This window comes from Cognataquiflexum nitidum, assembly GCF_022538055.1.
GTDB classification, from domain to species: Bacteria; Bacteroidota; Bacteroidia; order Cytophagales; family Cyclobacteriaceae; genus Cognataquiflexum; species Cognataquiflexum nitidum.
Genome location: NZ_JAKZAM010000032.1, coordinates 1 through 22374, shown reverse-complemented (window position 1 = coordinate 22374; position 22374 = coordinate 1). Strand labels below are relative to the sequence as shown.

General features: G+C 37.1%; 20 protein-coding genes. 11 read left to right on the top strand and 9 right to left on the bottom strand.

The features are described 5' to 3' along the window. The first annotated feature begins 169 nt into the window (after nucleotides 1-169). Entirely contained in the window at nucleotides 170-1045 is an 876-nt protein-coding gene (locus MMU07_RS18115; RefSeq protein ID WP_241128016.1) for a pirin family protein, read from the top strand. 160 nt (nucleotides 1046-1205) lie between these two features. Here MMU07_RS18115 and MMU07_RS18110 read toward each other — a convergent pair whose 3' ends face one another. The 9 genes from MMU07_RS18110 to MMU07_RS18070 form a co-directional block, all read right to left on the bottom strand. Further along, nucleotides 1206-1982, bottom strand: a complete 777-nt coding sequence (locus MMU07_RS18110) for a Rossmann-like and DUF2520 domain-containing protein (protein WP_241128015.1) — start codon at nucleotides 1980-1982, stop codon at nucleotides 1206-1208. Nucleotides 1983-2078: 96 nt separating this feature from the next. Continuing rightward, nucleotides 2079-4610: a cytochrome c biogenesis protein CcsA gene (gene ccsA, locus MMU07_RS18105; RefSeq protein ID WP_241128014.1), complete on the bottom strand. Its 2532-nt coding sequence runs from the start codon at nucleotides 4608-4610 to the stop codon at nucleotides 2079-2081. 28 nt (nucleotides 4611-4638) lie between these two features. Further along, complete coding sequence (locus MMU07_RS18100; RefSeq protein ID WP_241128013.1) at nucleotides 4639-5055, bottom strand: cytochrome c maturation protein CcmE domain-containing protein; 417 nt, start codon at nucleotides 5053-5055, stop codon at nucleotides 4639-4641. Between the two features lie 68 nt (nucleotides 5056-5123). Next, nucleotides 5124-5369: a CcmD family protein gene (locus tag MMU07_RS18095; protein WP_241128012.1), complete on the bottom strand. Its 246-nt coding sequence runs from the start codon at nucleotides 5367-5369 to the stop codon at nucleotides 5124-5126. After that, nucleotides 5366-6046: a cytochrome c biogenesis protein CcsA gene (gene ccsA, locus MMU07_RS18090; RefSeq protein WP_241128011.1), complete on the bottom strand. Its 681-nt coding sequence runs from the start codon at nucleotides 6044-6046 to the stop codon at nucleotides 5366-5368. Before ccsA (MMU07_RS18090) ends, MMU07_RS18095 begins: the two co-directional genes overlap by 4 nt. Before the next feature lie 526 nt (nucleotides 6047-6572). Beyond that, a complete protein-coding gene (locus tag MMU07_RS18085; protein WP_241128010.1) occupies nucleotides 6573-7361 on the bottom strand; it encodes a hypothetical protein in 789 nt (262 codons plus the stop codon). 461 nt (nucleotides 7362-7822) lie between these two features. Beyond that, nucleotides 7823-8068 (bottom strand): hypothetical protein, encoded by a 246-nt coding sequence (locus MMU07_RS18080; RefSeq protein ID WP_241128009.1) that lies wholly within the window; start codon nucleotides 8066-8068, stop codon nucleotides 7823-7825. Nucleotides 8069-8419: 351 nt separating this feature from the next. Further along, nucleotides 8420-9085, bottom strand: coding sequence for a heme exporter protein CcmB (locus MMU07_RS18075; RefSeq protein WP_241128008.1), 666 nt, complete (start codon nucleotides 9083-9085; stop codon nucleotides 8420-8422). A 79-nt stretch (nucleotides 9086-9164) separates the two neighbouring features. Next, nucleotides 9165-9980 (bottom strand): formyltransferase family protein, encoded by an 816-nt coding sequence (locus MMU07_RS18070; RefSeq protein ID WP_241128007.1) that lies wholly within the window; start codon nucleotides 9978-9980, stop codon nucleotides 9165-9167. 218 nt (nucleotides 9981-10198) lie between these two features. On the opposite strand from MMU07_RS18070, the gene htpG reads away from it, so the two are divergent. The 10 genes from htpG to MMU07_RS18020 all read left to right on the top strand — a co-directional run bounded on the left by htpG (nucleotide 10199) and on the right by MMU07_RS18020 (nucleotide 21856). Further along, nucleotides 10199-12082, top strand: coding sequence for a molecular chaperone HtpG (gene htpG, locus MMU07_RS18065; protein ID WP_241128006.1), 1884 nt, complete (start codon nucleotides 10199-10201; stop codon nucleotides 12080-12082). Nucleotides 12083-12539: 457 nt separating this feature from the next. Beyond that, entirely contained in the window at nucleotides 12540-13679 is a 1140-nt protein-coding gene (locus MMU07_RS18060; RefSeq protein WP_241128005.1) for a 6-bladed beta-propeller, read from the top strand. Between the two features lie 564 nt (nucleotides 13680-14243). Further along, on the top strand, nucleotides 14244-15404 hold the full coding sequence (locus MMU07_RS18055; protein ID WP_241128004.1) for a 6-bladed beta-propeller: 1161 nt from the start codon (nucleotides 14244-14246) through the stop codon (nucleotides 15402-15404). A 544-nt stretch (nucleotides 15405-15948) separates the two neighbouring features. Then, nucleotides 15949-17091 carry a 6-bladed beta-propeller gene (locus MMU07_RS18050; RefSeq protein WP_241128003.1) on the top strand — a complete coding sequence of 381 codons (1143 nt, stop codon included), beginning with the start codon at nucleotides 15949-15951 and terminating at the stop codon, nucleotides 17089-17091. Between the two features lie 297 nt (nucleotides 17092-17388). Next, nucleotides 17389-17601 (top strand): hypothetical protein, encoded by a 213-nt coding sequence (locus MMU07_RS18045; RefSeq protein WP_241128002.1) that lies wholly within the window; start codon nucleotides 17389-17391, stop codon nucleotides 17599-17601. 125 nt (nucleotides 17602-17726) lie between these two features. Further along, on the top strand, nucleotides 17727-18800 hold the full coding sequence (locus MMU07_RS18040; RefSeq protein WP_241128001.1) for a DUF4221 family protein: 1074 nt from the start codon (nucleotides 17727-17729) through the stop codon (nucleotides 18798-18800). Beyond that, nucleotides 18797-19186, top strand: a complete 390-nt coding sequence (locus MMU07_RS18035) for a hypothetical protein (protein WP_241128000.1) — start codon at nucleotides 18797-18799, stop codon at nucleotides 19184-19186. The genes MMU07_RS18040 and MMU07_RS18035 overlap by 4 nt, the downstream gene beginning before the upstream one ends. A gap of 664 nt (nucleotides 19187-19850) precedes the next feature. Next, nucleotides 19851-20249 carry a hypothetical protein gene (locus MMU07_RS18030; protein WP_241127999.1) on the top strand — a complete coding sequence of 133 codons (399 nt, stop codon included), beginning with the start codon at nucleotides 19851-19853 and terminating at the stop codon, nucleotides 20247-20249. 315 nt (nucleotides 20250-20564) lie between these two features. Next, nucleotides 20565-20747, top strand: coding sequence for a hypothetical protein (locus tag MMU07_RS18025; RefSeq protein WP_241127997.1), 183 nt, complete (start codon nucleotides 20565-20567; stop codon nucleotides 20745-20747). Nucleotides 20748-20809: 62 nt separating this feature from the next. Continuing rightward, a complete protein-coding gene (locus MMU07_RS18020; RefSeq protein ID WP_241127995.1) occupies nucleotides 20810-21856 on the top strand; it encodes a BF3164 family lipoprotein in 1047 nt (348 codons plus the stop codon). Nucleotides 21857-22374 lie beyond the last annotated feature (518 nt).

Below are 22374 nucleotides of genomic sequence, written 5' to 3'. Positions count from 1 at the left end.
CTCAGAGTTTCAGATAATCGACCACAGTCCATAGCAACTGAAATTGAACTTGGAACCCAGTTTTTATATGGACTCGGAAAAGGAAGCCTACATTTTAAAATAAGGAACCTGAAGAAATTCAGGTTTTTTTTTGCCCTAAGGGGAACATTTATGAAGGAAATCATATTGAATGTTTATACATACAATAGAATCTATGACCATCAAAGAAATACATCCTGCAAGCTACCAACCTATTGCAGATCTCATTACTTACAACCCGCTTCCCTCTCCGAAGCTTAGGCAGATTGATCCTTTTATTTTTTTGAACCACCATGGTTTCCAGACTTACCCAAAAAATAACCGAGGACTTCCTTTTGGGCCACATCCCCACAGAGGGATGGAAACGGTTACTTTTATCCTTGCCGGTGATATTATGCATCAGGATTCAAGTGGTCATGAATCTGTGATCGAATCGGGTGGGATTCAATGGATGACAGCAGGTAGAGGTCTCATTCATTCGGAGGTCTCTTCTTCCTCATTCAAAAAGGAGGGTGGTGATCTGGAAATCCTGCAACTTTGGATCAACCTTCCCGCAAGATTGAAAATGACTGAACCAAGGTACATCGGTCTGCAAAAGGAGGAAATCAATCATTTCGAACTGTCAGGAGGAAAAGTTTCTGTACAGATGATTGCCGGCGAATGGGATGGGCACAATGGATCTTTTGAAACATTGAGTCCGATGTTCCTGAGCACCATCACTATGGAAAAAGGAGGAAAATTCAATAAAACAATTCCTGTTGGAGAAAATGTATTTTTCTATATAGTCCGAGGAGAGGTCAAGATTTTGGGGGAGAAAATCCCTTTTAGAAACCTAGTGGAATTTACCAACGATGGCGGAAATTTATCTGTAGAAGCTTATAATGATACAGTCCTGATTCTTGGCCATGCAAAACCTTTCAACGAACCGATGGTGGCCCAAGGTCCATTTGTTATGAATACGCAGCAGGAAATAATGGAAGCTTACAGGGATTACCAGCAAGGGAAATTTGGAAGCTGGCATCATTAAAAAAGAGTGGCTGTCATTTTCCGGACAGCCACTTGATATAGTCAAAAATTCAAATTCTGAATCATTATACGAAACAATAAAGCTCAAAAAGTTGCTTAATCACCCATATCAAATATACGGGATCTGCAACCTCTGAAAAATACCCTAAAGGGGGTATTTTTCAGTAGGAATCAATAATATCCTGAGAAATGAGCTTATAAATTTCAGCGATCTGTTCATTATAATTCAAAAATTGGAAGTGGGTATCCAATGTATTTAAGTCTACCCGCCTTGCAGGACCTGTCTGTGCACGTTTGGCTCCCAATTCGAGACTTTTACTTATGGTTTCTATGATAAGTGGCTTGAGCATTTCAAAATCCAAACCTTGCCTTGCCATAATTTCTTCAGAAAGCCTCAGCATATGATTGGAAAAATTGCTTGCAAAAACTGCAGCCACGTGCAATGCCATCCTGTCCCTGGATTTGATCAGGTATTGATGGGGGGAAAGTGATTTTGCAAGTTTCTTTAGTTTTTGAAGCGCAGCTTGATCCTCAGATTCTAAGAGAAAGGGGACATCTCCAAAGTCAACTTTCCTGTCTTTGCTGAAAGTCTGCAATGGGTAAAAAATACCTGTATACGAAGCTGAACTGTAACCCAAAATATCCAAGGGAACGGAACCTGAAGTATGGACAAGGATACTTTCTTCCGGCAAAATAATTTCATCTGCGAGTTCAGAGATGACTTGATCACTGACCGCTAAAATAAAGACTTCTGCCTCTGAATCGGAAAAATCAAGGTCACTCTTGGCCTCTGCAGTATACAACCTGCCAGTCAGTTTTTCCGCTTCCATGATATCTCTCCCGTAAATTTCTGTCACAGTATGCCCTGCCTCTTCCAAGGCCGGGGCCAAATGCCAGGCAACGTTGCCGGTTCCCAATATTGCAATCTTAAATTTCATAGATGAAATATATATCTTTTGCCGTGATTCTAAAAAAACCAAAAGCCCTAAAGGAGATATCTTTAGGGCTTTTGGGTCTTGAACTTAGTCGGGGATTTAGGCTTCCAGACCTTTGTCCCTCATTTTTTTGAATTCATCATACCTTCTGTAGATGGCAACACAAAAACCTATCAGCACCAGGATGGTCCCGACCCATAGGATATTGATCTGCGGCATCAGTATCGCCTTCAATACCACATAGTCTTTTTGATACCTGTTGACTTTGAAAGAAAATGTATTGGTCTCCGGTTTGATATTTTCCAATTCCACTTTGACACCGAGTTCATTGTCTATGGCGGCAATCTTTCCGACCTGATTGTCACGGATGATAAAAATAGGCTCCAATCTTTTCTCCACATCATAATCCATAACTACCAACTTGGCTTTTACCGCGACATCACCTTCCCTCAAATCCAAGCCCTCAACCTGACTGAGAACTTCCCCTCCTTCAAAGGTGGTCACAAAGTCAGAAATATAGAATGTCTCCCCCGGGGCCACTTCATAGAATTCATCTTCCCTCCATTCCGGATCTTCATAGTCATTGATGGCGGAAACATAGGTATACAAATCCCTGTTGACGAATCTTTTGGAATCCGGCGAGGAGATCAATCCCATAGAAGAATTGAATTGCGACATAGGATTCAGAGAAAACTGGAAAACAGAATCTTTAAAGTAATCAATCTGGAAATAATCATTTTCCTCTAAGACAATATTGACTTTATCACCTTTGGCAAAGTAAGTTCTTCCTCTTGCTACAATATCTTCCAAGGCTGTGGCTTCATTGATTTCTCCGGTGGATTTGAGTTGCTTGACGTTCACAAATCCGGGTACACCAACCACTTTTTTCTGTCTGCCACGATAGACGGCTGTATAATCTTTGATTTGAGTGGGTTTGTTGATCCAAAGCAGGACGTGTTCCTTGTTCATTTCTTCTTCCCACGAATTGCTGTAAGTCAAGCCCGAAAGGTTGTAAGAAATGATTTCGGAATATCCTGAAGAAAACATAATCCCGATCAGCATCATCCCAAGCCCAATATGTGCCAACGACCCCCCTGCCAATTTGAAGCTGGACTTTTTTATGAGTTTAATCAAAATAGAAGAATTGGCAACAATGGTGAATACTGAGGCCAAAACCACGATGATGTAAGGAATATCATAAACCTTCCCAAAGACAATAATCAGCGCTGATATGACGACCGATATGATGTAGGGCATTACAAGTGCTTCTCTCAGGGCTTTAGGGTCCATTTTGTTCCACCAGAAAAACTGCCCTACCGCTGTCAGCAATGCCACTGCCACTGCAAACCAAAGCTGGAATTTGGTATAAAATCCAATCTGATCCGCAGGAGGTGCCATGTTGGAGATGCCTCCGAAACTTTCTACCAAAGCATTCCAAACAGGAATGGAAGTAGGAAGGATTACCTGGAAAGCCATCAATGCCAAAGTAGTTGCCCCAATAAAAATCCAGAATTCACGAGAATAGACAGATGCCTCTTTTTCTGAAGTAGGAATATGTTTCCAATTTTTAGCTGCCAAGAAAATGGCGACAAAAAGGAAAAACAACATGTAAATCAACAACTGACCTGACAAACCCAAGTCAGTAAAAGAGTGAACAGAAGAATCACCCAATACCCCACTTCTCACCAAGAATGTTGCATACAGTACCAAAATAAAGGAAGCAATGACCAAGACGATGGAAGACTTCAAAGCAGTACTGCTTTTCTTGAAAGTGATCATCGTATGAATTGCCGCGACCATGATCAGCCATGGGACATAAACGGCATTTTCGACAGGATCCCAATTCCAATAGCCTCCAAAATTCAAGGTAACATATGCCCAATAAGCCCCCATGATGATCCCCATTCCGAGGATCATGGCGGAGAATTGTGCCCAAGGCAAAGCAGGACGAACCCACTCAGAGTATCTTTTGGTAGCCAGTCCACCCATCAAAAATGCAAAGGGAACTAGCGTGGAAGCATAACCAAGAAACAAAGTCGGAGGATGGATCACCATCCAGATATTTTGAAGCAAAGGATTCAGACCGGTTCCATCTTCCGGCTTAAAGTCAGGATTGATCTGGAAAATCGGCGCGGAGATAGCATCTCTCAAAAGAATAAACGGCGAACTACCGATCTTCAAATCTCCGATCACCACACCCAAAATCATGGATACAAGGAATGCCTGAACCAAAGCAAAGACGATCATCACAGGACCTTCCCAGAATTTGTTGGTATGGATCAGGACCAACCCCAAAACCACATTCCAAACAATCCAAAGGATAAATGCCCCTTCTTGACCTTCCCAAAAACTGGAGATCATATAATGGACCGGGAGCGCTTTGGATGAATGGGAATAAGAGTAGAAGTATTCAAACCGGTGGTTGTAAATAATCTCAAAAAGTGCAAATGCCACCGTCACACTTGCCAAAGAATGGACATAAAATGTAACTCTACTGAACCGCCTCCAATTGGCTTTGTCCAATTCCTGTGCAATTGTGTATTGATAATAAGAGTAGGCAGTAACCAAGGCACTGACAAAAGCTAGAATCAATGCAAAGTGGCCTAAATTACCTATAAAGGTATTGATCATGTTAAATGGAATCAGAGGGAAAACTAATTTACATTCCGGCTGTCTTGAGCTCGGTTTCCTGATATTTGGAAGGGCACTTCATCAGGATTTTGTCTGCTACAAAGAGTTCTTGGTCCTTGTAAGCACCGATGACCACCACTTGTTCAGCTCTTGAAAAATCCGGTGGCACCGGTTCATTGTAAAAGACCTTTTGTTCTGTGCCTTCATTATCCACCATCAGGAAATAGAAGGAGGTCTTATCCTCATTGACTTCGATCCCGACAACATCACCTGTTTGGGCCTTCTTCAGTTGACCCACCACGTGGATGGCCTTGTCATCGCCTTTGGTTTTCATGGCTTTGGCATTGGAAAAACTTTCGTAAGTACTTGCATCCCCTATCATTGACATGATGATGATGATCGCGACAGCAATGATTCCCAAACCAATTATATGTCCCTTTTTCATTTTCTATCGATTTACTATCTTGATTTCAGCTTATTAACTCTTTTTTACTGCAGGAGTTTTGCAATCGTTTATTCTTCTTTCAATGCCTTTTCCAATCGGCTGACTTTCCTATCCGTACTGATCACATAAACCAATAATCCCGCAAAAACGATCCCGATGATACCTACCAAAACGTAGATTTTTCCCTCGGACCGCATCACATCCGCCATTTCAACGGTGGAGTTTTGATAATCGTTTTCATTGATTTCAATTTTCTCCTGTCCGAAAGCACTCAGACTGAATGCCATGAACATTATTATGAGCCATTTTTTCATGATACCTGATTGAGCAATTTATCTTCAAACTTTCTTTCAATTCTTCTCAGCCTGACCCTTATGGTACTGATCCAAGTTCCCAATAGTGTCCAGGCAATGATCGCGGGATAAAACACCATCCTGAGTTTGCTGTCCAAGTCATAGGCATTGAATCCGGGATTGCCGCCGTTGCCGGGGTGGAGACTGTCTGTCAGTCTTGGTAAGACAAATATCAAGGGTATAAAGGCCGCGAATGCAAAAATGTTATAAACGGCACCGATTCGGGCCCTTTGATGGACATCAGTGAGTGAATTTCTCAAAATAAGGTAGGCAAAATACATCAAAAGCCCGATGGCGGAAGCATTCTGTTTTGGATCACCGCTCCAATAATCCCCCCAAGTGAATTTGGCCCAAAGCATGCCTGTGACAATTCCCAATACGCCAAACAAGATCGCCGCATTGGTAAACTCAAGCGCCATGTCATCATGCTTGAGGTCGTTGCTTCGGAGAAATTTGACGCTGTAAACCACCGCAACCATCAGCATCAATATCATCCCAAACCACATCGTGACATGGAAATGCAGGGCCCTAATCGTCTCATTCAGGATGGGTAACCTCGGTACGTCAAGGAGAAGTCCGGCTGTGAGGGTAAAGGCCAACAAGGCTACAGTCAGGATTTTCCACCAATATGCTCTCATTATAATGGGTTTGATTTTTCTAGCGCAAAAATAAGGCATAAGTTCCTCATTCCTGTGCTTTTTATAAGATATGTTGGTTTCTAATGTACAGTTTCTCGCAAAGACGATAAGGCGCGAAGATTCTAAGCGAATATAATCCCACAAAGACGGTAAGAACAAAGGAAATAAAAGGAACTTACTCAACGTGGCTGAGGCAAAAAGAAAAGAAATCTCAAAAAGACGCTAAAGAGGAAATTGGATGGTGGATGTGTTTCCCGCCAAGACGCTAAGGCGCAAAAGAATGATTTTAAGGAATAAACTGATACTAGCCTGTCTTTTTGAATGTAAACCCTTTGCGGTTTTTGCGGCTTTGTGGGGAAAAAATCCAGTTCCTCCGCTTTAGTCAGTGTCTTCACTGACTTTTGGGAATTGAATCAAAATCCCTTTGCGGTTTTTGAGCCTTTGTGGGAAATAAAACCGGTTCTTCCAACAAATCAGTATCCTCAACAAATATTGAAAATGAAAGCAAAAAAATAAATCAGGCTCCTCAATCTTTCTTCACATAATGTTCTGTCCATCCATTTGGCATATCACTTTTCAAAATCAATTCATTGCCCTTAAACTCAAAATAACTTGAAAACCCATCATTGCCCGAAAAACCTGGAATCGGCTTGGTAGGATAAAAGTTAACCTTATCGTTTATAATCCGCCATGACAGCATATTGGCGGCCTCAAACATTTCGGAACCGCTCATTCTGTATTCTGCCGGAATCTTTTGTTGGGCATCCCTAAATCCCCTGATATCCGGGACGTATTTCCCATCAGGCATATAGGCAAACATATAATTCTTCCCTGTCATCACACCCTTTACTATATCTCCTTTTTCGTCGATTTTATATTGTTCCTTCAGAATCCAAACTCTGGTCAGCTTGTTTTTAATGTCATCAAACTGCTCCGGAAAAAGCTTTGAAAAATCATAGGCCAAATTTTTGGAAACCAAGTCCATCGTAAAGACCTCTCCACTACTTTTGACTGTCAATAAAAGGGTTGATTTTTCGATTTTTGCTGACACTTCCATCTCCTCTCCCGATATTTCCATCACTCCCCTAAAACCTGACTTTTCTTTTGCCCCAAAAAATTCACTTTTGTTCATTTGTTTATCGTAAAGCTCACCATAGATCATCTCCCCTTTTTGTTCCAAAGTGATGACTGAAAGTTCCCCCGCTATATTGCCGGAATACACTCCCTGCATTGTCTGGGCAAGGCCAAAAGAAATGAAGAAAAAATAAACCGTTATACATGCAAAAATCAAGATAAGGGGCTTTGCTGCTTTCATGGGAAATTTGATTTGGTTGTGTTGGTTCAGGATAAACCACAGAAACTAAAAGTAGTTTTGGAAAAGGAAAAAACCAAGAGGCCAACAGAAAAAAGGAAGATCTCAAGCGAAGATGCTGAGACGCTAATTGAGAATGTTTGATTTGTTCCCCGCGAAGACGCTAAGGCGCAAAGAAATAATTATAAGTAAACAAACTGATGTTAACCTATCATTTTGAATTAAAATCCCTTTGCGATTTTTGCGGCTTCACGGGAAAAAGTTTCTTTGCCAAAGTCTACCGGCCTGTAGTCCTCCTACTTACTTTTTTTTCTTTGCATCTGAGTGAGGTATATTTTTTACTGCAAAAGAATAGTAGGTTCCGCTATGGTCTCAAAGGATTTTGAACGTCCTTGTTTTTGGCGGAAACCTCAATTCCCTATTTGCATTTCTTCGGCCAAAAACCGGAATCACGGTTTTCGTTTTTAACCCGAGTTGCTCCCGCTATCGGGATTACTCGGGGCTACCAATATTTGACCACTTCGTGGTCGGTCGACGCCGTTGTACGCCGTTGGTTTGATACGGTTTGGAAATATCAGCACTGAAAGTGCGAAAAATCTTAGCGATGGGTGAAGCCCATCGTTATCATGAGGAATGGTTTCATCAAAGCCCTGAAAGGGCGAAAGAAATTGATTTAAAAAATATCCTTCTTTTTCGGCAAAGGACTCCATGGTTTCGCTATGGTCTCAAAGGATTTTGAACGTCCTTGTTTTTGGCGGAAACCTTAATTCATAATTTTAATTTTCTCGGCCAAAAAGCGAAATCGTATTTTTTGTCTTAATCCCCGAGTTTCGTGCCTCACTCGGGGCTACCAATATTTGACCACTACGTGGTCGGTCGACGCCGCCAATGTTTGTGTCTCCACAAACATTCTAATTCTAAATAATTCATTCTCCTCTTACTCTCCTTTTCCTCTGCGGCTTTGCAGGGAAAAGTTTCTTTGCCAAAGTATACCGGCCTGTTGTCCTCCGACTTGCTTTTTTTTCTTTGCGCCTTTGCGTCTTTGCGTGAGCTAAGAATTGTTAACTCCTCCACAGGTATGGAAACAAGATATAAGCCGTCACGGCCACGATAACATTGATCGCCATAAGCGTTACAATCTTATCCATACTCACTGACCAATCCAACCCATCAATGGCATTCTTCGACACCCGGATGGCCATCAGTAAAATCGGGATGATCACCGGAAAACTCAATATCGCCATCAAAGTCGCATTGTTGCTCGCCTTGGACGCTATCCCTGATACCATCGTCAGACAGGCCGAAAAACCAACGGCTCCCAAAATGAGGTTCAACAAAAACATTCCCTGATCCTGTACGGGATTGCCCAAAATCACGCTGAAAACCAAATATCCCAACAAGGCCAAAACAAGTGTGAGGAGTGTATTGTAGATGATTTTGGAAATGATGATGGCCTCAGGAGAAGCGATCATGTAATAATACAGCTGTCGGCCCTGATGCTCCTGCACAAAACTTTTGGCCACTGCATTGACTGCCGAAAACAGGATAATGATCCAATACAGTGCATTCCACGTCGGAACTCCGATATTGCCCTGCTTCGCTCCCACGCTGAGATACGTGATAAAAACTGCCGATACGACATACAGAAGAATGCCATTGAGCGCATACTTCTGCCTCCATTCGAGGGTAATTTCTTTTTGGATCAGAACAGCAATTTCCTTGAGCATAGGGCAAAGATAAAAAGTTTGGTGATTTTGAGGATAATTCAAAAAAGCAGGAGTGAATGTATTTTAAAATTCCCGAATCTCATTTTGTAAAAAAAACCGTCTTTTCCTTTCTTGGATTTGGTTTCAGCATTCCAAGATACCATTGGATTAGATATTTCAAGTGGTGCAGGAGCGTCCTTTCATAAAGTTTGTAGTTCCTCCCTTTCTCTACCTGCACTTTTCCTGTAGGAATCTCGTCACAATTTTCTATGTCTTTCAAAATTTTGACTGCCGCCATAGCAAGCAATTCGGAAGTCTTGATATCTACGTGGACAAGGCTGTCCTTCGGATCCAAAGAAGGAAATACTTCAGCCAATATATTTCCCCTATCCACTCCTTTGGTGGTGTAATGCAGGCATCCGCCAAGGTTGTCAAAGTCCTTTTTGATATAGGCCCAAAAGAGTGTGTCATTGCCGCGGTAGTGCGGCGGCATCCCATAATGCACATTGATGGCTGCGATTTTGGGTATATTGAGAATTTCTCCTCTTAAAATAGGCGCATTACAAGTAAACAAAATATCAGGCTGAAGGGACTTCAAAAATTCAAGCCCTCTTTCTGTATTGATTTGGGCAAACGGTATGGAAACCTTTTCGAAATCGTGGCTTTCAATTTTAAGATGCTTGGTTTTATTTTCTATGGAAATCTTGGGAAACTTATGAAAAAATCTCAACCCATTTCTGTCAAAAAATGATTGTGACCGGGTCTTCTTTACCGCTCTCGATGGATTTTGTGGTTTTACAACCAAGCTCTGCCTTTGGCCTGATTGGACCAAAGTGACTTGGTCAAAGTTCTTTACAATTTCATGAACTACTATTTTTTCCCTTGGGGTGTACTGACTGATGATTACTATTTTCATTGGGTGAATCTAACTTTATACATACTTCCCAAGCACATAAAAAGTTTCCGTCGGTCTTATTGTTTTATGACTTAGTCCAATTTTTTTTGGAATTATATCCCAATTTATTTCCAAAGTATTTCCTTTTAAGACCTGCCAAAATGACATTTCTACCTAATTGGAACACGCCTTGATAAGGGTTCTATATCAATAAGTACTCACTAAAAACGTAAATAGCTATGCAGGAAAAAGGTACCATCTCGATACACACCGAGAATATCTTCCCGATCATCAAGAAGTTTTTATACTCTGACAATGAAATCTTCCTCCGTGAATTGGTTTCCAATGCGGTAGATGCCACACAGAAAATCAAAAGGTTGGCAACCCTAGGCCAATACAACGGCGAACTAGGCGACATCACTGTCGAAGTGGCTTTTGACAAAGACAAAAAAACCATCACCATTTCTGACCGTGGCCTTGGCATGACTGCCGAGGAAATCAAAAAGTACATCAATCAGATTGCTTTCTCCGGTGCAGCCGAATTCGTAGAGAAATTCAAAGATGCCAAAGACGCCAATGAAATTATCGGCAAGTTTGGTTTGGGTTTCTACTCCGCATTTATGGTGGCTGACAAAGTCGAAATCAACACCCTTTCCTATCAGGAAGGCGCAGTAGCGGCACGTTGGACCTGTGACGGCAGCACCGAATTTGAAATCAGCGCCGGGGACAGAAAAGACAGAGGAACTGAAATCACCCTTTTTATAAACGCAGATTCTGAGGAGTTTTTGGACAAGTGGAAGCTGCAAGGCATCCTCGACAAATACTGCAAATTCCTTCCCGTTCCGATCAAGTTTGGCACTAAAACCGATTCTGTAGAAGACGGTGAAGATGAAGAAGGCAAAAAGAAATGGAAGTCTGTCGAAAAAGACAATATCATCAACACCACTTCCCCGATCTGGACCAAGTCACCGAACGACCTGAAGGACGAGGATTACCTGAAATTCTACAAAGAACTCTATCCAATGGGTGAAGATCCCCTTTTCTGGATTCACCTCAATGTGGATTATCCGTTCAACCTGACAGGAGTGCTGTATTTCCCGAAAGTCAAAAACGACTTCGAAATGCAGAAAAACAAAATCAAACTCTTCAGCCGTCAGGTATTCATCACCGATGAGGTGAAGGACATTGTTCCTGAGTTTTTGATGCTGCTGCATGGGGTGATTGATTCTCCGGATATTCCGCTTAACGTATCAAGAAGCTTCCTACAGGCGGATAGCAATGTGAAGAAAATCAACAGCTACATCACCAAAAAAGTTGCAGACAAGCTCGGGGAACTTTACAAAAAAGACCGAAAAGTCTACGAAGAAAAGTGGAATGACATCGGCCTTTTTGTCAAGTATGGCATGATCAGCGAAGACAAATTTGCCGAAAAAGGAAAAGATTTCGCTTTGCTCAAAAATACCAAAGGTGAATATTTCACCCTGCCTGAATACAAAGAAAAAGTCAAGGCGATCCAGACAGACAAAAATGACCAAACCGTCTATCTCTATGCCACTGATGTTAACAAGCAGGACGGATTTATCCAATCTGCCAACAAAAAAGATTACGATGTCCTGGTGATGGACTCTCCGATCGACAGCCACTTCATCCAACACCTCGAGATGAAGGAGGAAAAAACCCAACTGAAGCGTATAGATGCGGATGTGGCGGAGAAGCTGATCGAGAAGGACGATTCCTATGCCAACCTCCTTACTGAAGACCAATCCAAAAAGGTGAAGGAAATCTTCGAAAAAGCGATCTCCAACGCCACCTACAGCGTGGACGTGGCAGGACTCAGCCCTGAGGAAATGCCTGTGACTGTGACCATGGATGAGTTTATGCGCAGGATGAAGGACATGGCGCAGATGGGCGGCGGGATGAGCTTCTACGGTTCACTTCCTGACAACTACAAAGTAGCCATCAACGGAAACCATCCTGTGATCGACAAACTTCTTAAAACCGAGGATGAAGAAGCGCAGACCAAACTTGCCAAGCAGGCATTTGATTTAGCCTTGCTGTCACAGGGTATGCTTACCGGCAAAGACCTGACAGCCTTTGTGAAGCGAAGTGTGGAATTGATTTAATCTTAGAGGTCTTCCAGACCTCGAAGATTTCATATACTATCTGAACCCTTGAGGTTTTTTTCTAAACCTCGAGGGTTTTATGTTTTCTTACAATTTACAATCCAATCCACTAATAGCATATTTGATCATTAAACCTTCGAGGTCTTGGAGACCTCAAAGGTTTCTGATAAATTCAATTCTTCACGGTTTTCAGAAACCTCAAAGCTCAATTAAGCCCTTGGAAATTCCGGTTTTCAAGGGCTTTTATTTTAAACTTAGAACGTTAGTAATTTTTTGATCTGAAAATCAAGCTGATATCTATTTGTTTATAGATAATGATACCTAAATCCATATTTTTACAGGTTTCTAGTTAAATTGGTTCAAAGATTAGGTTGAACGACTAGCCTCCAATCTTAAAAGGATACCTATAAATTAAAACAAGTAGATTTTCCTCTAATCTTAAAGAAAACTTCCTCTTATGAATTCAAAATGCACTTTGATATTGTTGTTTATTTTATTGGTTTCTTGCCAAAAGAATGGTGAGGAAGCTCTAAACAAACCTGTCAAAGTCTCTATATCTAATGAAAAAACTGAGATATCGGACCTTTTCTCTGAATTTGAATTCATCCATTTGAAGTATGATGAATTGATTCCTTCTATCTTTAGGGTAAAGGAATATAAGGAGGACCTATTTTTATTGGACGGAAGAAAAGACAGGATTTTCAAACTTGGCAAAAATGGGGACTTAGATATTTTCATTCAAGCCTCAGGAGAAGGTCCTGAGGAATACAAATCCATCGGAAACTTTGAATTCAATAAAGGTTCGGGTGAATTGATAGTATTTGACAATGGCAAAAGAACTATTTGTAGATTCTCTGACCGTAATCAATTTTCAGGTAGTTTTCTAATCCAACCGGGATTCACAGCATCTTATGGTGCTTTTATCCTCGGACCAGAAAATGAAATCATTTTGGACATTATTGGCGGAAAAAACCATAGATTTCTGAAAGTACTAATGGATAAAAATGAATACCAATTGTTCCAACCTTTGGATTCAGCTTACCTTGACCTGAATTATGGAGGCGACAGACAGGTTGTCCGAAATAAAGATGGATTTTCCTCAATCCACCCTGTTGAGAGTATGATCTTCCAAAATAACTTTGGCTTCCAAAAAACAGATTCAATTGACCTTGACTTTGGGGATTTTGAAATCCTGAAATCCGAAATCAAGAATATTAAGAATGACCCAAATCCATTTTTCGACCTAATTCAAAATGATGAAAAAAAGAAAGCGCATTCATTCGGTCTGTTGGAAACAGAGAATTATTATGTAGTCACGTATTATTTGGGTTCTTTTATGAATGGGGATTATTTGAATACCCTCATCCATAAAGATTCCAAAAATTCAAAAACATTTAAGGGTATTATAATCAGGGGAGTAGAACTAGAATCCATAATAATTGGGCAAATTTCTGACGACCGATTCATTTTAAGTTTGAATATCGAGTATATCAATAATCTCACGGAGGAACAAAAAGCTTCAATCTCTGAATATATCCCGGCTGATTACCTGGATGACAATCCGATTTTGCTGATTGGAAAAGTGAAAGCGTTTTAAATTTTGATATTTCAACTTTTGATAAATTCAATTCTTCGAAGTTTTCAAAAACCTCAAAGAACAATTAAGCCCTTGGAAATGTTGGTTTTCAAGGGCTTTTTTTTATTTATAATTTAGACATTAATAATGTAAATGATACTTATCAATTTTATTAATTGATTTTATAGTTATTTATTCACCTAACTCCTTGATTTCATCATTTTTTTTTTACATTAGATCAAGAATTAGTTTTGTCGACAATTTTTAATTCAAATCAGTAATAAAATCAATTTTCAATCTTAAAAAATTTAAAAAAATGAAAAAGCTTAAGATAGTTTTTGTTTTAGTATCTTCATTCATAGCATTTTCATATCCCAATGATGCAAATAGTTCATTGCAAGGTTATGAAATGGTAAGTGAACGTTGCTCTGGAGGTGGATTTCAAAAAAGATGCAGATGGAATGATGCTGCTTCATGCGATGTCAGTGCTCAAACCTCCTGTGGAGGAGGAGGCCCAATTCAATGATTAACTTAAACAAAGGCAAATTTACCATTTGCCTTTGTTTTATAAAAAACCAAAAAATCATGAGGAATTTAATAATAATTACATTTTGTACAATTCTAATCTCTTGTGGCCATGAAAATCAAAATACACCTGAAAGAATAGATCTTAATTTAAAGGAATCAAAAACATCTTTCTTATCTGAGAATTTTGAAGGAATCGAATACATTCTCCTCGATTATCAGGATTTCCTTCCGATGGTTCAACCCTACAATTTCATTTTTTACAAGAACTATATTTTTGTAAATGACCGGATATTGGAAAACATTTTTGTTTTCTCTTCCAATGGAAAAGTTTTGAAAGTAATCAAATCAACCGGAACAGGTCCTCAGGAATTCATACAAATCAACGATTTCCAGATTTTTAAGGACCAGATTCTAATTAAAGACAATAGGCTGATGAAAATTATTGCCTTCGACTTTGATGGGAACTTTAAGTTTGAAATGAAAGAGGATCTCCCTTCTTATAACTTTTACTTATCGGAAGAATTTACAACTCACTTTATGAATAATGACCTTTCAGGCGAAGGGTTTAATTTTTTGGTAAAAACCAAAGGCAATGTCATAGATAAACAAGTGAAAATAAAAGAAGGAATGGTTGGAAATAAGATGGCTGTTTCTACCGGCTTTAAAAAGAATAATTTCAAGAACGAGGTTGTCTTTACAATTCCTTTTTCTTATGAAATAGCTCTTTTTGATACTTTAGGAAAGTACAAAAAAACAATTGAGTTTGACCTGAAGGATACAGGAATTGACTTAGACAAAAGAGTTGAATTAATGAATGGAGCGCTTGATTATACAATTGTAAAGGAGGAAGGTTTGACAGAAATGATAACCAGTTTTTATCCTTTTGATCGTCAATATTTTGCTTTCTTTGAAAGAGGGGGAAATGAATTCAATTACGTTTTTTTGGATGAAAATTTTAAAGTTACCAGTCAATCTAACAGTTTAAAAAATGACATTGATGGCATGACAATCCGAAATGTTCCTTGGACCAGTACCAATGAACATCTTGTTTTTCAAATCAACTCCAATGAGTTCTTGGATGATTACAATAAGAAGTTTGACAAAGCAGAAAAAAAATTCCCAAATGCTTCAATCCATGAATTCATTTCTAAAAACTCTCATTTGCTTGATCAGGATAAAACCGTATTGGTTTTGTTAAAAGTCAAAAATCCAAAATAATTCAAGCACTAAAAAAATTAAATTCCCTTGGAAATTCTGATGTCCAAGGGCTTTTTTTTATTTATAATTTAGACATTAATAATGTAAATGATACTTATCAATTTTATTAATTGATTTTATAGTTATTTATTCACCTAACTCCTTGATTTCATCATTCTTTTTTTTTTACATTAGATCAAGAATTAGTTTTGTCGACAATTTTTGATTCTAGTTACCAAAGGTTGGTGACTCAAGTCTAAATTTTAAAATTTTAAAGAAAAATGAAGAAACCATATTTGATTTTCATGCTTATCCTTATACTGTTTCAAATTTCAAGTACAGTGAAAGCAGAAAGATGGTTTTGTACTGAAACTTGGTCAAATGGAGCTGGAACCTGGACAAGGGATAATTACTGTTACGGAACTCATACAAACTGTACAAGCATTTGTACAATTGGTCCCGACTGTACAAGGTCTTGTACTCCTGCTGTTCCATAATACCAAAATAAGGAGTCAAAATTGACTCCTTATTTCCATTATATACTACTAATAAAATGATTTTCAATATGTTCAATCCAAAGGTCACAATAATTTTATTTTGTTTTTTTTTAGTTTTTTGTTCACAGAAAAAGGAAGTTGAACTTTCCTCCACAATAAAAATTTCACCTGTGCCCAAATCCTTTGAAATAGAGGATTCTTTTGATGAATTCAAAATTATTCATTTAAAAAATATTGATCTAATAGCAAATTTATATCGGGCAAAATATTACAATGAATCTATTTATATTTTGGATGGAAGTAGATCAAAATTATACAAAATAGGAAAAGAAGGAAAATTAAACCTGATTTTATCATTTAAAGGAGACGGGCCCTATGAATATAATTTGATTAGTGACTTTCAAGTTTTGAACGAGAATGAAGAAATTTTAATTTATGATGGATCAAAAAAAACCATGATGAAATTTGCCCCTAGAAATAATCTAATTTCAAGCCAAAAGCTTGAAGGAGTGGAAGAAAAATCATTAGGCGCTTTCCAAGTCATGAAGGATGGAGAAATATTATTTAATTTAATTTCAGGTTCTCCAAACAGGTTCTTTATTTACAATTTGTCCGATAACAGTTTCTATGAAAATACTTTACTTGACTCTATATATCATGGTTTTGATTTTGGAAGCGATAAGGGGTTAACAATTGGCTCAAACAATTTTTCAACAATTTATCCATTTGAATATAAAATTTTAAGCTTTAATGAAAAGTTGGAAAATCAAAACTCTATAGCTTTAAATTTTGGAGTAAATTCTATTGCGGAAGAAGAATTAAAAGGGATAAAAAATGATCCAAACCAATTGTTTGATTTGATCAACAATGATATGAACCCTAAAGTCCATTCATTCATTCTTGAAGAAACAGAGAATTTTTATCTTGTCCAATATTTTTTAGGGTCATTTGTAGGTGGGAAATTTCTTAAAACAATAATAAGTAAGGACAGTAAAAAATCGAATACTTTCGATAGTATCAGACTTTCCAAAATAGACATACCTTGCACATTAATTGGTAAATTAAATGATGACCGATTCATTTTTAGCCTGAATATTGAGTACATCAAAAATCTAACAGAGGAACAAAAGGCTTCAATCTCTGAATATATCCCGGCCGATTACCTTGATGACAATCCTATTTTGCTGATTGGAAAAGTGAAAGCGTTTTAAATTTTGATATTTCGACTTTTGACAAATTCAGTTCTTCGAGGTTTTCAAAACCTCAAAAGAACAATCAAGCCCTTGGAAATTCCGGTTTTCAAGGGCTTTTTTTTATTTATAATTTAGACATTAATAATGTAAATGATACTTATCAATTTTATTAATTGATTTTATAGTTATTTATTCACCTAACTCCTTGATTTCATCATTCTTTTTTTTTTACATTAGATCAAGAATTAGTTTTGTCGACAATTTTTGATTCAAATCAGTAATAAAATCAATTTTCAATCTTAAAAATTTAAAAAAATGAAAAAGTATGTTTTCCTGATTATAGGTGCTTTACTGCTTGCAGCTTCTATTTCATTCACCTCCCACTCTGCATGTATTAATCCAAGCACAGGAGGTGAATATGTGATCCCAAATCCAAATGGTCCTGGATTTGCTGTTTTGTCTGCGCATGTAGGTGGAGGGGCTTGTATGGGTTGCGGTGGCTGTGTCATTCCAATTCCAATGGCCTAGTATAAATGCCCTTGGAGAAATCCAAGGGCTAAATTTTATAAAGTATGTTTAAGAGAAAGCTGATTATAATAGTTACGTTCATTCAATCTTGTTCACAGCAAATCACAGAAACTGACCATCTTTTCATGAATCATTTCGTAGAAGAAGTTGGATTAGTTTTGGATGATTCTACTTCCAATGAATTTATTTATTCGCAATATTTTAGAGATGGGAACGAAGAATTCTTGATCTCCCTAAATCCAATCACTCATTCCATTGATAAATATTCAATCGCCGATGGAACTCTTTCAAAAAGGATAAAATTTCCAACTGAGGGTCCAGAAGGAATAAATTCAGTAATGCAAGGTTTTACATATGCTTCTCAGGATTCCATTTTTATTTTTTTAAAAGGTAGCCTCAGGGGAAGTATCATTATCAATGAGAAAGGCGAATTTGTAAAAAGATTAAATCCCTCAGTTGATAAAACTGCACATTTTGGATTGGTCAATCATGTTTCTACATCCGGAAATCCTACCAGATTAATTGGAAACCGGCTTCACTTCATGCAATATCCGCTTTTCGACGTTCACAATCCGTCCAATATTAATAGCAATTACCCTTTGGCATTGGAATATGATTTGCAGAAAGATGAAATATTGTATGATTCCCTTTTAACATTTCCTGAATCATATAGGGATAAAATCTGGCCCGTTTATGACCTAGTGTTTTCGCGGGAAATTATTTCCGATTCCATTTACATCATTTCTTGGCCATTATTGGATTCTTTGAAGTGGATAGATAAAAAGAATCGAATAACCAAAAATATCTTAGCTAAAAGTCAGTATTTCTCTGGAGAACAGATTCCATTTAGCATCCCACCAAACCAAGAAGAAGAAAATAAAATGGTGTTGGGAAAATTTCGATATAAACAAATTCTATTCGATCCCTATCGAAAATTATATTATCGAATAATAATGCATCCTTTAAAAGAAACAGAGAACAAGACATTTATACCGAATATTGACGAACAAAAATTTTCAATATTAGTTTTGGATGAAAATTTCAAATTTAAAAAAGAGGTAATTTTTCCATCAAATACATACTCCCCATTCAATATTTTCATAGGAAAAAGTGGTGTCATTCTAATGAAAAATAACTATTTTGATGAAGATGTAAATGAAGATGAGTTAGTATTACATGTTTTTAATCTTGAAAAATGAAAAAGTACTTTTCAATCCTATTAATATTTTTACTGATGCATTCCTACTCTTGTAAGGAAAGCTACCAAAATAAAGCTTCGAGATTAAAGCAATTGCAAAAGAAAATAGAAACAAAGGAAACCAAACTGCTATTTATAAACTTGGATGGATGTCCTTCTAGCGCTACAATTTATCAGGATTTCGCAAAAGATTTTCTAGATTCAGGTGCGGTGGTTTTGGTTTCAAAAAATTCTAAAAAAGCAAATGCTTTTTTAGATTTATCCCATCCAAATGTATTTTATGACAGGAAGAATATATCTTCTGAACTTAAGTTAGCTAACGATTTACCAACAGTATATCAAATTAACGCTGACAATACTATTGATTCTCTGATTGTCGGTTTTTAAAACAAAATTTATGTGTAAATGGCTAAGTATCTTAACCTTCTTATTTCCTTTATTATCCTGTTCATTTCAAGATCAAAAAGATAACCTTTTGCAAGGTAGATCTTTGTTTATTGAAATAGATGATCCAAGTATTCATTCACCTCATCTTTATATCGGCAATCACATTTGGTCTGAAAATAAGCTTTGGTTTAGTACCAATTTTTCAGAAGTGATCTCAGTGGATACAACAGGAAAAATTCATGAAAGAATAAATTTGGGAAGGGTAGAAATAGACCCTACCGGAATGCCTGTTGAATACAAGGGAGGGGTGGTTACAGATTTTTTTATTGGTAATTCTGAAATTTATGCTTTGTATCTAGCCAGTGATCAATTAAAAAAATTGGGTTCAGGAAACAAGCAAAGTGTTGCCATAAACCTTCCTTCCAAAGAGGATTTGTTTTTTTTGAACTATAGAGCTATTGCACCATCTATAAGCCCGGACAGCAAAACCCTATTTGTACTTTCGGGAGTTTCGGGCGATTTCGATTCATATGACTTGAACTTTAAGACACATGAAACCAAACCCTTATTTAAAGGAAAGTTTATGCCCGAGGTCAGAAGCTTTGAGGTTACCAAATCACCCTCTGGAAACTATATATTATTCGATCTGGGCTGGAATGGAATCATGATTTTTGATCCTTCGGGTGTAAAAATCTTTGATTTCAAAATGCCTCAAAATTCTGACAGCATTAATCAAGGAGGGAAGGAGGATTTTGAAAAATGGTTCCGCTTAGGTTTTGAAGAATTGGGAGCAAGAATTATCAATGTTGTAGGTGAGCCGGAAGATTTATGGGTTTTGGTTAATTTAAATCCGAGCGGGAAAGCAAATGGTCCTTCTGATCCATTTTTTATTTTAAGGAAGAATGAGTCTGAATGGGATTTTTTCAAAATAAAAGGAATAGACCAAATCGATATCAATGACGAAGGTCTTGTTTTAATTACGAATTTGAAGAACAAAAAAGTTGTTTTTGAAATTATGGAATTTGATCATTTTATATCAAAATTAGATTATTCAAAAAATTGAATCCTTTGGAATTAGACTTTTTCTCTGACCAGTTTAAATATTTTATAACGATTTAGGAATCTTCACCCCTTCAAATACAAAAAATTCTAATCCCGTGGAAATTCCGGTTTTCAAGGGCTTTTTTTTATTTATAATTTAGACATTAATAATGTAAATGATATTTATCAATATTATTGATGGTTTTTTAGTTAATATTTCACCTAACTCCTTATTTCATCATTTTTTTTTTTATATTAGATCAAGAATTAGTTTTGTCGACAATTTTTAATTCAAATCAGTAATAAAATCAATTTTCAATCTTAAAAATTTAAAAAAATGAAAAAGTTAATAATGATTATTTCAGCAATTTTGTTTTCTGTTTCAATACCTTCTGACATTTTCGCAGCAGGTTGCACATTATGTGAAACAAGTGTGGATGAATGCCACAGAGTAATGATAGGTAATACCGTCCATATATTTCATGGAATAGAAAAGCCATGTCCTGAAGGTGTAGAATAAAGAAACAATTTTAAAGGCTATCTATTAGACAGCCTTTTTACAATACCGGCCAACTAAATCAAATGATGAAAACGAAAATACTTTTAATTTTACTTTCAATATTATTTATTGCAGGTTGCACAAAGGAGAAAAAAAACGAATTTAACAAATCACAAAATTCTGAAAAGCGAGAGATCGAACTTTTACCTTTTAGCGATGAGATAACCCGAGCATTTGATTTGTTAATTCTAGAAAATCACTTGATAGTTACTGATCCCGACCAAGAATTCCATTTTAAGGTGTTTGATATAGAAAGCCAAAAGCTCATTGGCAAGTTTGGAAAAATCGGTGAAGGTCCATGTGAGATTCAATTTCCATCTTCTGTACAAAGGATCATGGGTGAAAAACAAAAGATCGGAATTAATAACCGAAAAAGCTTTTCTTACTTAGAATTTCATTTAGATAAAACAAACGGAATTCTCAAAGATTCCTGTTTTCCGTTGGATGGTAAATTTGATTTCAACTATCAAAAATTTGTAAGAATAAATCAAAATAAAATTGTGGGCACCGGCCTTTTCCAAAGCAGGTTTGCTATATCCAACATGCAGGATAATAGAATCATTAATTTAATGGGTAGGTATCCGTTTGAGGAGGAGTTGAAGGAATATCCTCATGAGGCTTTAGCTATGGCTTTCCAAGGTGATTTATTGGTTCACCTTTCAAAACCTTGGGTTGTATCAACTTCACGAAATTCTTTCAATTTCGATATAGTTAAATTTGGGGAAGATGGTGTTATAAATCAAATTACAGAAAAACACTTTTGGCCACCCTCATTTGAAGGAGAAGCGGGAGGTTTTGTACAGGCCAGAATGAATGAAGACAATAAATATGGATGCTTGAGTACAACAGTTTCTGGAAATTTCATTTACGTCCTATTTTCTGGTAAAACTCTGGCAGAAAAAGGAAGAGAAAGTAATGAAATTCTTGTATTTGACTGGGAAGGAAATCTCCAAAAAACTATTGAAATAAATTCTCCTTTAACTCTTATAGCTGTTTCCGAAAATGATGAGTATTTAATCGGTTATTTGGATGATGGTAAAGCCAATATTTTCAAAATCGATTTAAAGTAAAAAACTATTGATTTAAAGTGAAATTTAGAAAAGCATAACTTCCTGCCCGCTATCTATGATTGGGAAGGTAATCCCATCAAAGTTTCGAATTGGACTAAGAGCTTGTTTTAACATCAGTTTCACAAAATGATGAATATCTAGTAGGATATGCTGACGATGGTCAAGCCAACCTGTATAAGTATAAATTGAAATAATAAGCCTTCTTGGCAATTTCCATTTGTTTAAAAATCATTTTGCTGATTGGAAAAGTGAAAGCGTTTTAAATTTTGATATTTCAACTTTTGATAAATTCAATTCTTCGAAGTTTTCAAAAACCTCAAAGAACAATTAAGCCCTTGGAAATGTTGGTTTTCAAGGGCTTTTATTATTATAAAGCAAGTATTTACCATACAGGAAAATAAAGGAATTTTGATCTATTATTAAAATGACAAAAACTAAATTGTAACTACTCAGGTTCTATTTAATTAACCGGAATTCAAGTTTTTTAATTGGTAACTGCTTTTGGGTTTAGCCTGTGT

Bases quoted from the DNA above. Each gene is read 5' to 3' on its own strand.
- MMU07_RS18075 (WP_241128008.1), bottom strand. From the start codon at position 9,085: ATGCTCAAGGAAATTGCTGTTCTGATCCAAAAAGAAATTACCCTCGAA.
- MMU07_RS18110 (WP_241128015.1), bottom strand. From the start codon at position 1,982: ATGAAATTTAAGATTGCAATATTGGGAACCGGCAACGTTGCCTGGCAT.
- MMU07_RS18035 (WP_241128000.1), top strand. From the start codon at position 18,797: ATGAAAAAGTACTTTTCAATCCTATTAATATTTTTACTGATGCATTCC.
- MMU07_RS18040 (WP_241128001.1), top strand. From the start codon at position 17,727: ATGAATCATTTCGTAGAAGAAGTTGGATTAGTTTTGGATGATTCTACT.
- ccsA (WP_241128011.1), bottom strand. From the start codon at position 6,046: ATGAGAGCATATTGGTGGAAAATCCTGACTGTAGCCTTGTTGGCCTTT.
- ccsA (WP_241128014.1), bottom strand. From the start codon at position 4,610: ATGATCAATACCTTTATAGGTAATTTAGGCCACTTTGCATTGATTCTA.
- MMU07_RS18030 (WP_241127999.1), top strand. From the start codon at position 19,851: ATGATTTTTGATCCTTCGGGTGTAAAAATCTTTGATTTCAAAATGCCT.
- MMU07_RS18045 (WP_241128002.1), top strand. From the start codon at position 17,389: ATGAAAAAGTATGTTTTCCTGATTATAGGTGCTTTACTGCTTGCAGCT.
- MMU07_RS18070 (WP_241128007.1), bottom strand. From the start codon at position 9,980: ATGAAAATAGTAATCATCAGTCAGTACACCCCAAGGGAAAAAATAGTA.
- MMU07_RS18095 (WP_241128012.1), bottom strand. From the start codon at position 5,369: ATGAAAAAATGGCTCATAATAATGTTCATGGCATTCAGTCTGAGTGCT.
- MMU07_RS18050 (WP_241128003.1), top strand. From the start codon at position 15,949: ATGTTCAATCCAAAGGTCACAATAATTTTATTTTGTTTTTTTTTAGTT.
- MMU07_RS18100 (WP_241128013.1), bottom strand. From the start codon at position 5,055: ATGAAAAAGGGACATATAATTGGTTTGGGAATCATTGCTGTCGCGATC.
- MMU07_RS18020 (WP_241127995.1), top strand. From the start codon at position 20,810: ATGATGAAAACGAAAATACTTTTAATTTTACTTTCAATATTATTTATT.
- MMU07_RS18055 (WP_241128004.1), top strand. From the start codon at position 14,244: ATGAGGAATTTAATAATAATTACATTTTGTACAATTCTAATCTCTTGT.
- htpG (WP_241128006.1), top strand. From the start codon at position 10,199: ATGCAGGAAAAAGGTACCATCTCGATACACACCGAGAATATCTTCCCG.
- MMU07_RS18060 (WP_241128005.1), top strand. From the start codon at position 12,540: ATGAATTCAAAATGCACTTTGATATTGTTGTTTATTTTATTGGTTTCT.
- MMU07_RS18115 (WP_241128016.1), top strand. From the start codon at position 170: ATGTTTATACATACAATAGAATCTATGACCATCAAAGAAATACATCCT.
- MMU07_RS18085 (WP_241128010.1), bottom strand. From the start codon at position 7,361: ATGAAAGCAGCAAAGCCCCTTATCTTGATTTTTGCATGTATAACGGTT.
- MMU07_RS18080 (WP_241128009.1), bottom strand. From the start codon at position 8,068: ATGGAGTCCTTTGCCGAAAAAGAAGGATATTTTTTAAATCAATTTCTT.
- MMU07_RS18025 (WP_241127997.1), top strand. From the start codon at position 20,565: ATGAAAAAGTTAATAATGATTATTTCAGCAATTTTGTTTTCTGTTTCA.